Annotated in this window: 13 protein-coding genes; 6 read left to right on the top strand and 7 right to left on the bottom strand. The window is 62.5% G+C overall.

Annotation, left to right across the window (positions count from 1 at the left end; translation table 11 throughout):
* Nucleotides 1-174 precede the first annotated feature (174 nt).
* Nucleotides 175-780, bottom strand: coding sequence for a flavin reductase family protein (locus BDE40_RS09715; protein WP_134014370.1), 606 nt, complete (start codon nucleotides 778-780; stop codon nucleotides 175-177).
* Between the two features lie 78 nt (nucleotides 781-858).
* On the opposite strand from BDE40_RS09715, the gene BDE40_RS09710 reads away from it, so the two are divergent.
* Nucleotides 859-1350 carry a GNAT family N-acetyltransferase gene (locus tag BDE40_RS09710; protein WP_134014369.1) on the top strand — a complete coding sequence of 164 codons (492 nt, stop codon included), beginning with the start codon at nucleotides 859-861 and terminating at the stop codon, nucleotides 1348-1350.
* Between the two features lie 5 nt (nucleotides 1351-1355).
* On the top strand, nucleotides 1356-2132 hold the full coding sequence (locus tag BDE40_RS09705) for an EcsC family protein (RefSeq protein WP_134014368.1): 777 nt from the start codon (nucleotides 1356-1358) through the stop codon (nucleotides 2130-2132).
* Between the two features lie 169 nt (nucleotides 2133-2301).
* Here the strand turns inward: BDE40_RS09705 and ptsP are convergent, their stop codons facing one another.
* The 5 genes from ptsP to BDE40_RS09680 all read right to left on the bottom strand — a co-directional run bounded on the left by ptsP (nucleotide 2302) and on the right by BDE40_RS09680 (nucleotide 7722).
* The gene (gene ptsP / locus BDE40_RS09700; RefSeq protein WP_134014367.1) at nucleotides 2302-4557 is read right to left on the bottom strand and encodes a phosphoenolpyruvate--protein phosphotransferase; all 2256 of its coding nucleotides are present in this window, start codon (nucleotides 4555-4557) and stop codon (nucleotides 2302-2304) included.
* Between the two features lie 291 nt (nucleotides 4558-4848).
* On the bottom strand, nucleotides 4849-6087 hold the full coding sequence (locus tag BDE40_RS09695; protein WP_134014366.1) for an aspartate kinase: 1239 nt from the start codon (nucleotides 6085-6087) through the stop codon (nucleotides 4849-4851).
* 102 nt (nucleotides 6088-6189) lie between these two features.
* Nucleotides 6190-6750: a putative antibiotic biosynthesis monooxygenase gene (locus tag BDE40_RS09690; protein WP_134014365.1), complete on the bottom strand. Its 561-nt coding sequence runs from the start codon at nucleotides 6748-6750 to the stop codon at nucleotides 6190-6192.
* Nucleotides 6751-6761: 11 nt separating this feature from the next.
* Nucleotides 6762-7175: a DUF1178 family protein gene (locus BDE40_RS09685; protein WP_134014364.1), complete on the bottom strand. Its 414-nt coding sequence runs from the start codon at nucleotides 7173-7175 to the stop codon at nucleotides 6762-6764.
* Between the two features lie 70 nt (nucleotides 7176-7245).
* Nucleotides 7246-7722, bottom strand: a complete 477-nt coding sequence (locus BDE40_RS09680; protein ID WP_134014363.1) for an NUDIX hydrolase — start codon at nucleotides 7720-7722, stop codon at nucleotides 7246-7248.
* Nucleotides 7723-7845: 123 nt separating this feature from the next.
* On the opposite strand from BDE40_RS09680, the gene BDE40_RS09675 reads away from it, so the two are divergent.
* The gene (locus BDE40_RS09675; protein ID WP_134014362.1) at nucleotides 7846-8970 is read left to right on the top strand and encodes an acetoin utilization protein AcuC; all 1125 of its coding nucleotides are present in this window, start codon (nucleotides 7846-7848) and stop codon (nucleotides 8968-8970) included.
* 6 nt (nucleotides 8971-8976) lie between these two features.
* Here BDE40_RS09675 and BDE40_RS09670 read toward each other — a convergent pair whose 3' ends face one another.
* Nucleotides 8977-9951, bottom strand: coding sequence for a threonine dehydratase (locus BDE40_RS09670; RefSeq protein WP_134014361.1), 975 nt, complete (start codon nucleotides 9949-9951; stop codon nucleotides 8977-8979).
* Nucleotides 9952-10035: 84 nt separating this feature from the next.
* On the opposite strand from BDE40_RS09670, the gene modA reads away from it, so the two are divergent.
* Genes modA through modC form a run of 3 tightly spaced genes read left to right on the top strand, consistent with a single transcriptional unit; the run spans nucleotide 10036 to nucleotide 12535 of the window.
* Entirely contained in the window at nucleotides 10036-10740 is a 705-nt protein-coding gene (gene modA, locus BDE40_RS09665) for a molybdate ABC transporter substrate-binding protein (protein ID WP_134014360.1), read from the top strand.
* Nucleotides 10740-11426: a molybdate ABC transporter permease subunit gene (gene modB, locus BDE40_RS09660; RefSeq protein WP_134014359.1), complete on the top strand. Its 687-nt coding sequence runs from the start codon at nucleotides 10740-10742 to the stop codon at nucleotides 11424-11426. Before modA ends, modB begins: the two co-directional genes overlap by 1 nt.
* Nucleotides 11423-12535: a molybdenum ABC transporter ATP-binding protein gene (modC, locus tag BDE40_RS09655; RefSeq protein WP_134014358.1), complete on the top strand. Its 1113-nt coding sequence runs from the start codon at nucleotides 11423-11425 to the stop codon at nucleotides 12533-12535. The genes modB and modC overlap by 4 nt, the downstream gene beginning before the upstream one ends.
* The last annotated feature ends 74 nt before the right edge of the window (nucleotides 12536-12609 follow it).

The raw sequence follows: 12609 nt of genomic DNA, 5'->3' as shown, positions 1-12609 counted from the left end.
CTGCATGACGCATGCGTTCAAGATGCAGGGGGTAACGCCCCTGTCTGGCTCAACCCGCGACAGGCGGCGCCGCCATTTATGTATCCAGCGACCCGATTTGAGGGCGCTTTTCCCCAGATAGAGATGTCTCACCACCCCGCGCCGCATTCCGGCGGCTCGGGGCTATTGGCGTGTTTACTCACCCGGACGGTTAAGGCTGAACACGTCTTTGACATAGGTGTAGTCCTTGTATCCCAGCCGTGCCAAAGGCTGGAAGGTGGTCACGTCGAACATGCCATCCTTGATGCAGTCATCGCGCATATGCACGCCGATGACTTCCCCGAAAACGGCGAAATTCGCCTCGCCGGGAAGCCGCACGATCTGGGTCAGTTTGCACTCCAGATTGGCAGGGGCATTCACCACGCGGGAGCAGGGGATGGTGTCACACTGGACCCGCTCGATCCCCGCCTTGGCGAACTCGTCCACCTCTTTGTCCCACGGGCCGGATGTCACGTTCATCACATCGCGCGCGGCGTATTCCACCACGTTGACGCAGAACACCCCCGTGTCACGAATGTTTGCCACGCTGTCCTTGGTGCCGTCGCGGTCCGGCTTGGCCGAGGTCGAGGCGAACATGACCTGCGGCGGCACATACGCCACCGCGTTGAAGAAGGAATAGGGCGCGAGGTTCTCGGAGCCGTCAGACCCGCGCGTAGAAATCCAGCCGATGGGCCGTGGCGTCACAATGGCGTTGAAGGGGTTATGCGGCAGGCCGTGGCCGTCTTCGGGGCGGTAGAACATTGCAAATGGCTCCTTCTTGGTTGCCCAAGGGGTAGCGCCATGTAGACTGCACCGAAAGGACAAAAACGGGCAGGGCAATTGGAACTCAGGGTTGAGACTCCGCAAGACTGGTGGGCGGTCGAGGCGCTATACGATCTGTCGTTTGCGCCCGGACGTACTGCGCTGTCCTCCTACCGCTTGCGCGACGGGGTCGATCCGGTGCCGGAGCTGTCTTTGGTCGCTAGCGACGAGGCGGGCATTATCGGCGGTGCCATCCGCTATTGGCCGATCCGCGTGGGGGCGCATGGTGCGCTTTTGCTTGGCCCTGTGGCCGTTCACCCGACGCGTCAGGGCGAGGGGCTGGGCGGGGCCTTGGTGCGCGACAGTCTGGCCCGCGCCGAGATGCTTGGCTGGAAGCGGGTGCTGCTGGTCGGCGACGCGCCGTATTACGGAAAATTCGGCTTTCAAAAACTCGACGGGGTCGAAATGCCACCGCCCACAAACCCGGACCGTGTGCTGGGGCTTTGGGATTGGAAAGACGTGCGCGGCGTGGTGTCCTCCTTGAAAAACGCGCCGACGGGCAGCACTTAAAGGGGATGAACCAGTCCATTTTGCCCCCGATCAAACCCGCTGCCCCCCCTTTGGACGTGCAAATCAAGCATCTTGCCGCCCGTTACCGCAACGCGCGCGGGATCGGGTTGAAAGTTTTGAACGCACTGGGCGCGAAGGCGGAAGGCCTGCTGGATAACTTGCCGAAAGGCGCGCGCGACGGGTTGGATGGGGCGACGATCAAGGCCTTGGAGTTCAGCTTCGAGGCGGCGGCGAAGACCCGCGCCAATGTGCCGGACTCGGGTCAGTGGATGACCCGTGCGCTGACGATGGGCACAGGGGCTGCTGGCGGGTTCGGCGGGCTGCCATCCGCGTTGGCCGAATTGCCGGTGACCACCACCGTTATCTTGCGCGCCATCCAGACCATCGCCGAGGAACATGGTTTCGACACAACCCATCCCGACACACGGGCGGAATGCTTGCAGGTCTTCGCCTCGGCTGGTCCGCTGGCCGAGGATGACAGCACCGACCTCAACTTTCTGACCCTCCGGCTGAGCGTCACCGGCGCGACGCTGCACGGCGTCATCAAACAGGTGGCCCCGAAGCTGGCCTTGGTGCTGGGCCAAAAGCTCGCCGCGCAGACCATTCCGGTGCTGGGGGCGGTCACGGGGGCGGCAATCAACTACAGCTTTACCAGTTACTATCAGGAAATGGCGCATGTCAGCTTCGGGTTGCGAAGACTGGCCGAGGAGACGGGATCGGATCGTGCCGCTTTGGTCGAGGCCTTCCGGCAAGAGTTGTCGAACAAAGCGACCAAGCGTTAACTATTCGGTAACCCTGCTGGGGTTATCTGCGCATGCAACGGGTTGCTGATCGTTAAGAACACATGCCTGAGGCACGAGTAAGTAACCAGTTTCCAGCGGGTCTTCCCTCTCGCTGACGCGGCCTGCCCTTCGGATAAAACCGTGCGGCGGGTCGTTTTGTTTTCCGGGGTCAGGACGTCTCGGCGCGGCCCGTTAACCAGTCCATAACAGCGGCCCGCACCGATTGCGCCCCCGACAGGCGGGCGGCGTCGATGACCTGCTTGGCCTCGGCCAGATCCGTTCGGCGCAGCAGGCTTTTCACCGGACCGATGGAGGCAGGGCGCATCGACAGCGTCCGCAAACCGATTGCTGTAAAGCACAATGCCTCGACGGGTCTTCCTGCATCTTCGCCACAGAAACTAACCGGCGTGTTGGTCTCGGCGCAGCGCGCGACGATTTGCTCAAGGAAGGTCAGGAAGCTGACATTCAGCGTGTCATAGCGTTTGCGCACACGCTCGTTTTCGCGGTCGGCAGCAAAGAAAAACTGTTTCAGATCATTACCGCCGATGGAGATGAAATCCGCCAGCTCGAAGAACTGTTTGGGGGCGAAGGCCAGCGACGGGGTCTCCAGCATCGCGCCGATTTTGACGTCGACGGGCAGGGTGTGGCCCAACTTTCTTTCGCGCTCCAACTCGTCCAGCAGATGCTGTCTGGCGTCCCGGAATTCGTCGAACTGGGCGACAAACGGGAACATGACCGAGAGCGGACGCCCGTTGGCGGCACGGATCAGCGCTTGCAGCTGCATCCGCATCACGCCCTTTTTGTCCAGCCCGACACGAATGGCCCGCCAGCCCATCGCGGGGTTCGGCTCCTCGGTGGCTTTCATATAGGGCAGCACTTTGTCCGACCCGATGTCGAGCGTGCGGAACACAACCTGCTTGCCCTTTGCGGCATCCATGACAGAGCCGTAGATGGACGCCAGTTCGGACCGGCGCGGCACCCGTGCGCGGGTCAGGAATTGCAACTCGGTGCGAAACAGGCCCACGCCCTCCGCGCCCGAGCTGACCAACGAGGGCAGGTCGGCCATCAGGCCCGCATTCATGTGCAAGGCAATCGTTTCGCCATCCAGCGTGGTGGCGGGCTTTTCGCGGATGGAGGTGTAGCGTTGCTGCGCCTGCGTCTGCATCGCGATCTTGTCGCGGAAGGCGGCGGCAACCGCATCCTCCGGACGCAGGTGAACGATACCTTGGTCGCCATCGACCAGAATGTGGTCACCGTTCAGCGCCTCGGTCAGGATCCGCTTGGCGTTGATCACCAGCGGGATGGCCCAAGCGCGCGCAACAATCGCCGCGTGGGAGCCGACAGAGCCTTCCTCCAGCACGATGCCCTTGAGCTTCTTGCCGTAGTCCAGCAATTCCCCCGGCCCGATATTCTTGGCGACCAGAATGGGGTTGTCCGGCATTTCCGCGCCGGTGTCGCGTCCTTGTCCGGTCAGCAGGCGCAGCAGCCGGTTCGACAGGTCGTCCAGATCATGCAGCCGGTCACGCAGATAGGCGTCCGGCACACTTTCCATACGGGCGCGGGTGGCGGATTGCTCTTTCTCGACGGCGGCCTCGGCCGATAGGCCCAGCCCGACGTTTTCCTGCATGCGCTTCACCCAAGAGCGGGAGTTGGCGAACATGCGATACGCCTCGATCACCTTCACCTGTTCCTTGTCGGTGTTCTTGCCCATCGCGCCCAGCATCTCGTCGACCGAGCCGCGCAGGGTCGCCATGGCATCCTCCAGACGCCGCAGTTCGACATGGGGATCGTCGGCAATCGGGTTGGTGATCACGACGCGAGGCTCGTGCAGGTAGACGTGACCCTCTGCGGCCCCTTCCTGAGCGGTGCCGCCGCGGAACAGCGCTTGCTGGACGTGGCGTGCGCTCATCGCGGCGCCTTCGCCCTGGAACGCACCCAGTTCGGTCATCTCGGCCAGCACCATGGCCACAACTTCCAGCGCGTAAACTTCGTCTTCGGTGTAGCTGCGGGCGTCTTTGGACTGGACGACCAGCACGCCGAGCGTGTCGCCTAACCGTTGGATGGGCAGGCCGAGGAAGGACGAGAAAATCTCCTCGCCGGTCTCCGGCATGAACCGGAACCCGCGGGCGGACGGGGCGTCGGGTGTGTTCACCGGCGTGGAAGTCCGCGCGACGCGGCCGACAAGACCTTCGCCAATCCGCATCCGCGTCTGGTGGACGGCCTCTTGGTTCAGACCTTCGGTGGCGCACAACTCCAGCGTTTCCGCGTCGCGAAACAGGTAGATAGAGCACACATCGGTCGCCATCGATTCCGCGATGATGGTGGTGATCCGGTCAAGCCTTTCCTGCCCCGCGCCTTCTTCGGCAAGGGTATCGCGCAGGCGGCCAAGCAGCTTGCGGCTTTCACTTTCAGTTCCGTTGGGCAAAACCCTCGCCCCCCCTTGTGGTCTCACTATTTGCTATACGGGAGTTTTCTGGGGAAGTGGAGAGGGGAGACTTGCCTGCTTAGAGGAAAGTCGCCGATACGATGCGTTTTCACGCATCACAAGACGCCAGATGTTCCGAAAGCGCAAATATTGGGCTGATAAGTCTCATTCTTGGGCGGGGACTGTACCAATTGTGAAGGCCACTCTTTCGGGGTTTCCCAAAAACGAACGCCCGCGACGATGCGCGGGCGCTAACGGTATTATCGGTTTTTAGCGAGGAATAGCGGGGGTTTAGCCCACCTTATCCAACTCGAAGGCGTCATGCAGCGCTTGGACGGCCAGTTCCATGTATTTGCGGTCGATCAGCACCGAGATTTTGATCTCGGAGGTGGTGATAACCTTGATGTTGACACCTTCCGCCTGAAGGGCGGCAAACATTTTCGCGGCGACACCTGCGTGGCTGCGCATGCCGATGCCGACCACCGAAACCTTTGCCACATCCGTGTCTGCAACCAGATCGTGGTAGTTGATCGAGCCGGAGGCCTTGGCTTCCGCCATGGCTTTTTCGGCGCGGGGCACTTCGTTGACGGGGCAGGAGAAGGTCATATCGGTGCGACCCTCTTCCGAGATGTTTTGTACGATCATATCCACGTTCACGCCCGCTTCGGACAATGGCCCGAAAATGGCGGCTGCGATGCCCGGACGGTCGGCGACCGAGATAAGGGTCATTTTGGCTTCGTCCCTGACGAAGGCCACGCCTGCGACTACGTTGCTTTCCACGATATCCTCCTCGGCACACACAAGCGTGCCCGCGTTGTCGTCCATTTCTTCAAAACTTGACAGAACCCGCAGCTTCACGCCGTAGCGCATCGCCAACTCGACCGAGCGGGTTTGCAGAACCTTTGCGCCCAGAGAGGCCAGTTCCAGCATTTCCTCGAAGGCGATGCGGTCCAGCTTGCGGGCCTTGTCCTCGATGCGCGGGTCGGTGGTGTAGACCCCGTCTACATCGGTGTAGATGTCGCAGCGCTCTGCTTCAAATGCGGCGGCGAAGGCCACGGCTGTCGTATCAGAGCCACCACGCCCCAGCGTGGTGATGCGGCCCTCATGGCTGATGCCTTGGAAGCCGGCGACAACGGCGACCTTCATGCCCTCGTTGAACTTCGCGTCCAGATTGGCGGTCGGAATGTCCTCGATACGGGCGGAGCCGTGGGCGTCCGTCGTCATCAACGGCACCTGCCAGCCCTGCCAACTGCGCGCAGGCACGTCCATTTGCTGCAAGGTCAGCGCCATCAAGCCCGCGGTGACGTTCTCGCCCGACGAGACGATCGCGTCGTATTCGCGGGCGTCATAGAGCGGCGAGACGTCCTCGACCCAGCCCACAAGTTCGTTGGTCTTGCCGGACATGGCCGACACGATGACGATCACTTCATAGCCCTTGGCCACCTCGACGCCCACGCGCTTTGCGGCGCGGCGGATGCGGTCCGGATTGGCGACGGACGTACCGCCGAATTTCATCACCAGTCTTGGCATGGGTTGTGCCCCTTGTCGTGTCGTGCTGCGTCTTATGACGCGACGCAGCCAAGGGCAAGGGGCGCGGGGTCAGTCAGGCATCGACTTGCTGAGGAATGCGCGTCATTTGCCGGATTTCTTGACGGCAAGACGGGTTTTGAGCCGTGTCAGCCAGCTGCTTGACCAAGGGAGGAAAATGTAGCTGATCAGCACGACGTTGATCGAAATCAGCAAGACCGACCGAACTGCGGCAGGGAAGGTTGCAGGTAGGAGCAAATCGGCGAAAAAGCCCAATGTGGCGCCTAGGACAAGAATCCAGAAGATCAGAATTACCACAATTTCGATTTTGCTCACCCGCGATTTGGGGCTCAGAAGTAGGGAGAATTCGTCGACATGGGGATGTCTCGTGACCTTCTGCGGATGCCGGTCCAGATCCGCCAGGCACTCTTTGCGCAGGTCCGAGCTTTCCCATCTTTCGAGGTTCTTTCGCGAGTCGAATGAGAAAACGTTTACAAGTTCGTAGCAATCATCCTGCTGCGACAGGCTGTTGTGATCACCCAGATACCCTTCCTCATTGGCGGCGGCTTTCTGCAATTGTTCGAGGGACTGCATGATGTCATCTCTGAATTCGTGCCCGAACCGCCTTACGATGATGGACAGGACAGGGCGCGCATCATGTGACATTGCCAAACTCTCTAGTTGCTCTTGCGGCTCGGCCCGAACGGCAGCGGCACCACGGGAATGCCGTCGTCGATCAGCGCCTTTGCGTCCTTCAGCTTCGCCTCGCCATAAATCGAGCGTTCCGGCGCTGTGCCGTCATGCATGGCGCGGGCTTCCTTGGCGAAGTTTTTGCCGACATTCTCCGAGTTCGCCTCCACCTTCGCCCGCAACTCCTTCAACGCCTGCTCGGCGGGGGAGGCAGGGGCGGAGAGCGGCTTGTCATCCGAGGTGCGCACGCGGGGGGCCATGATGGACTTCTTGACCTCGTCGGTGCCGCAGATTGCGCAGGTCACCATGCCCGCCGACAACAGCTTGTCGAAGGCGTCTGCCGACTGGAACCAGCTGTCGAAGCTGTGGTCGTTGGCACAGGTGAGGGCGTAGCGGATCATAGCGCGGAGTGGTCCTTATAGCGTCATATAAATCTAAGCACGCGCGGGACGAAGGCAAGCCTCAATCGGTTCAGGCTTTCAGCAAAGCCGCGTCGAAATTCTTGATAATCTTACGCAATTCCGGCTCTCGCACGCGGGCGGCGGCCTTCTTTAAGCTGAACCACTTGCGAGTGCGCTGCTTGCTTTCAGGCCAGACCTTACGGGTCTTCTGCACCTTCAGCGGAAACACCGACACCGCGCAGGGCAGGTTGTCGGATTTGGCCATAATCTTGGTATAGGAATAAAGGCCCAGACAGATGTTGTAAGCCTTGCCCTCGACGCCTGCCTCCTCGAACGCCTCGATGGCGGCGGCTTGGGCGGGGGACTGGTCTTCCATCGGCCAGCCTTTGGGGATAATCCAGCGGCGAGAATTGCGCGAGGTCACCAAAAGCACCTGCGTCTCGTCATCCTGAACACGGAAACACAGCGCCCCGAACTGGGCGCGCACGTCCCGTTTCTGGGCGTCCTCCATGCGGAGGGCGGGGTGTTTCATTTTGATCAGCGACATGCTCTGCTCCGACGGCGCGATTACACGCCCTTTTCCCTAAGGTAGCCCGCAAATGTAGATAATTAAAGAGTCTTGCGCCGAAACGACTGTTCCTTCAGCGCAGAGCCGCTAGGTATATGCCCCATGTTGACCCAACCGCTTTTCATTGGCTCCGAGATTTATCGCGGCTCTTCCTACGGCAAGAAACACCCGCTTCGGGTGCCGCGTGTGTCGACCGTGATGGACCTGAGCCGCGCGTTGGGGTGGCTGCCGCCCGCGCAGTTCGTCAACTCTCCCCGTGCCAAGCCTAAGGCGTTGGAGATTTGGCACAGCCCCGACTATATCGCCGCGTTGCAGGCGGCGGAGGACGCGCAGCATGTCAGCGCGGAAACCCGCGCCCGCCACCGCATCGGCACACTGGACAATCCCGTCTTCCCCGAGATGTTCCGCCGCCCTGCAACCTCGGCTGGCGGAGCCATGCTGGCGGGGGAGTTACTGGCGAATGGTGGCGTGGTCTACAGCCCCGCAGGTGGCACGCATCACGGCTTTCCCGACCGCGCGGGGGGCTTTTGCTACCTCAACGATCCGGTGCTGGCGATGCTGTCCCTGCGCCGCCAAGGCGTGCAGCGCATCGCCTATGTGGATATCGACGCGCATCATCCCGACGGGGTGGAGCATGGCTTTGCGGGGGACTCGGACACGGTCATGGTGTCGGTGCATGAGGAAGGCCTGTGGCCGCGCACCGGCGCGGTGGAGGACGAGGCAGGCGGCTCGGCTTTCAACCTGCCGGTGCCGCGCGGATTGAACGACACCGAGATGGCGCTGATCCTCGACCGCCTGATCCTGCCTGTGGTCACCACCCATCGCCCTGACGCCATCGTTTTGCAATGTGGGGCGGATGCGGTGGAGGAAGACCCGCTGTCGCATCTGAGCCTGTCGAACAACGCGCATCTGCGCGTGCTGCGGGCGTTGCGACCGCTCGCGCCGCGCCTGCTGGTGCTGGGCGGGGGCGGCTACAACCCATGGAGCGTCGGGCGCTTGTGGACTTCTGTTTGGGGCGAGTTGGCGGGGTATGAGGCGCCGGACCGCCTCCCCGCGCAGGCCGAAACCGTATTGCGGGTCCTGAGCTTCGAGGGCAACCGCCATGGCCGCAACCCGCCGGAGCATTGGTTCACCACGCTGACTGACGACCCGCGTGAGGGCGCGATCAGGAACGAGGTGCGCACGCGGCTGGGTCAACTCACCGCGCGGTTGAAGGCGTCGCTTTAAGACTTGCTAAACCTTGGGCGTTCCGCCCGCCATGACCTGCAAGAACCAATCCGTGTCGATATTCCCGCCGCACAGGATCACCGCACAGTGCTTGCCCGCCATCTGCTCTTTCTCCTGCAACAGCCCCGCCAACGGGGCAGCACCCGCACCTTCGGCCAGATTGTGGGTGCAGGTGTAATAGGCGCGGATAGCCTCCGCGACCTCGTCGTCGCTGACGGTGATTATCCGCTCCGCGCCTTTGGAATAGATGTCATAGGCCTCCTGCACCGGCAGGCGGACGGCCATACCGTCGGCGAAGGTGTTGGCGCTGTCGGTCTCGACCATGCGTCCCGCCTCGACCGATAGTTTCGCGGTCGGGGCATTCTCTGACACCACACCAACCACCTTGGTTTTCAGCCCCAAGGCATCCCGCGCCAGAATGGTGCCACAGATGCCGGAGCCGCAGCCTATGGGGACATAGATCGTGTCCAGATCGGGCTGGGCGGAGAGCAACTCGAACGCATAGGTCGCCACGCCGCGCACCAGTTCCTTGTGGAACGGTGGCACGATGAACAGGCCCTGTTCTTCGGCCACGCGGAAGGCTTCCGCCTTGGCCTCATCGAAATCCTGTCCGTGCTCCACCAGTTCCGCCCCGAAGGCGCGCATGGCGGCGTTTTTCTCGACCGAGTTGCCGTGGGGGACGTAGATTAACGCGCGTAGACCCGCCGCCGTGGCCATCCGCGCCTGTCCCTGCCCATGGTTGCCCTTGGTGGCGGTGCAGATGCCCGGCACGTCCGGGTGGGTGCGGATCAGCCAGTCCATGAAGGTGATCGCCCCGCGCATCTTGAACGCGCCGGTGGGCCCGTGGTTTTCATGCTTCACCCAAGTGGGTGTGCCCGTGCGGGCGTTCAGCATGGGCCAGCTATATTGCGCCGTGGGCAGCATGTGGCGGTAGACGAGGGCGCAGGCGTCCTCAAGCTCGGATTTGGTGAATGTCATCATAGGGCGCAGCCTAACGCGCTTATGCGCCGCTGCAAGAAGCATTTGGCCTTGCGCCCGCGCGCGCATTGCCCACAATCGGCGGCCATGATCCGTCGTGTTTTCATAGCCTTGGCGTTTTGCCTTGCCGCGCTGCCCGTGCGGGCGGAGGACGTGGTGATCTTCGCCGCGTCTAGTCTGAAGACGGCTCTGGACGAGGTAACGAAGGGCCTGCCCGTTCGCATCTCCTACGGTGGCAGCGGGCTGCTGGCGCGGCAGATCATGCAAGGCGCACCGGCGGATATCTTCTTCTCGGCCAACGAGGTGTGGATGGACGCAGCGCGGGACGCGGGCGCGATCCGGCCCGAGAGCCGCTTGGAGCTGTTGTCGAACGCGCTGGTGATCGTCGGCCATGAGGCAGTGCCCTTCGAGGACATGTTGGCAAGCGATGGCCGCGTCGCGACGGGGCTGGCCGCCACGGTGCCGGTGGGGATTTACGCGAAAGCCTATCTGGAACGCGCGGGCCACTGGAACACCATCGCCCCTCGTCTGGTTGAAACCGACAGCGCCCGTGCGGCGCTGGCCTTGGTTGCCCGTGGCGAGGTGCCGTTCGCGGTGGTTTACGCAAGTGATGCGGCTGCGGAGCCTGCGGTGCATGTGATCCACGCCTTGCCTGAATTGCCGGACCTGCCGATCCGCTACCCCGTGGCGCTGACGGCCAGCGCGAAGCCGGAGGCGGAGGCTGTGATGGAGGCGCTGCAAAGCGATACGGCGCGCACGATTTATTCGGCCCACGGGTTCGGGGTGCCTTGATGCTTGGCTTGGGACCAGAGGAATGGGCCGCGGTTGGGTTGTCGCTGCGGGTGTCCATTGTGGCGACGCTGGCGATCCTGCCATTGGCGATCTGGGTGGCGCATCTGCTGGCGCGGCGTGAGTTTGTGGGCAAGGGCGTGTTGAACGCGCTGGTGTTGCTGCCGCTGGTGCTGCCTCCCGTGGTCACCGGCTATCTGTTGTTGCTGACCTTCGGCACGCAAGGCGCGGTGGGCGGCTTCCTCAGCAACCTTGGCATCGTGTTCGCCTTCCGCTGGACGGGGGCTGCGCTGGCCGCGGCGATCATGGCGTTTCCCTTGATGGTGCGCGCAATTCGGCTTGGCTTCGAGGCGAGTGATCCGAAGCTGGAGCAAGCGGCCACCACACTTGGTGCGACGCCGTGGCGGGTTTTCCGCACGATCACCTTGCCCGCGGCTTTGCCGTCGGTGATTGCAGGCGCGGTTTTGGGCTTCGCCAAGGCCATGGGCGAATTCGGCGCGACGATTACATTCGTCGCGGCCATTCCGGGGCAGACGCAGACCATCCCCTCGGCCATTTACGCGTTCTTGCAAGTGCCCGGCGGCGAAAGCCAAGCGGGCAAACTGGTGCTGGTGTCTCTGGTGATAGCGCTGGGCGCGGTTGCGGTGTCCGAATGGGTCGCACGTAAAGTTGCGGGGCGGCGGGCATGAGCGTTTCGGTCCAGATCACGCAGCGCCTTGGAGATTTCGCGCTGGATGCATCGTTTGAGAGCGAAGGCGGGGTGACGGCGCTGTTCGGGCCATCGGGCTGCGGGAAGACCTCGATCATCAACGCGATTGCTGGGCTGAGCCGCCCTGACGCGGGGCATGTCCGCCTTGGGGATCAGGTGCTGTTTAACAGCGCGACGGGAGTATTCGTGCCGCCACACAAGCGCCGGATCGGCTATGTGTTTCAAGAGCCGCGCTTGTTCCCGCATATGAGCGTGGCTCAAAATATCGGCTATGGGCGGCCAAACCAGCTTTACTCTACGCGGGGAGACGGGGGATTGGCCGTGCTGGGCATCGAACACCTGTTGGAGCGGTATCCGCGTGACCTGTCGGGCGGCGAGGCGCAGCGCGTGGCGATTGCGCGGGCGCTGACGAGCCAGCCGAAAGTGTTGCTGATGGACGAGCCGCTGGCGGCGCTGGACGATGCGCGTAAGACGGAGTTCCTGCCCTACCTGCAAGCGCTTGTCGCCAAGACCAGCATTCCGGTTTTCTATGTCAGCCACGCCATGTCCGAGGTGGCGCAACTTGCAGATCATCTGGTGGTGATGCGGGACGGGCGGGTGGCGCGCTCTGGTGCGCTGGCGCAGCTTTTGTCTGATCCGGCGGCAATTTCCGATATCGGGGTGCGCGAGGCGGGGGCCATTCTGAATGTCACCGTGGCGCAGGCCGACGCCAGCGACGGGTTGAGCGTATTGGCCACCAGCGCCGGCCGCCTGTTTCTTCCGAAGGTGCAAGCCGAGGATGGAACTGCGATGCGGGTGCGCATTCGTGCCAGCGATGTGATCCTATCCAAAGACAAGCCGGACGGGTTGTCGGCGTTGAATATCCTGCCCTGCAAGGTGACGCAGATACATGAAGGGCAGGGGCCGGGGGTGGCAGTTGCGCTGCGCTCCGGCGAGGATGCGTTGATGGCACGGATCACCCGACGCTCCGCCAGAACGATGGGGCTGACTGCGGGGCTGAGTTGCTACGCGGTGATCAAGTCCGTCTCGGTGGCCCCGACCGATATGGGTGGGCGCGGAACGGAAAGCCGTGTTGCGCAGATGCCGTAGGGCGGGATTGGCGACGTGGCGCTGTCTTGTGGCACGGGGCCGCTTTGCGGATAACGTCTGCAAATAACCGTGAG

It is taken from the genome of Litoreibacter halocynthiae (genome assembly GCF_004365635.1).
GTDB classification, from domain to species: domain Bacteria; phylum Pseudomonadota; class Alphaproteobacteria; order Rhodobacterales; family Rhodobacteraceae; genus Litoreibacter; species Litoreibacter halocynthiae.
The sequence above is the reverse complement of the archived record's forward strand: the minus strand, read 5'-3'. Positions and strand labels throughout refer to the sequence as shown.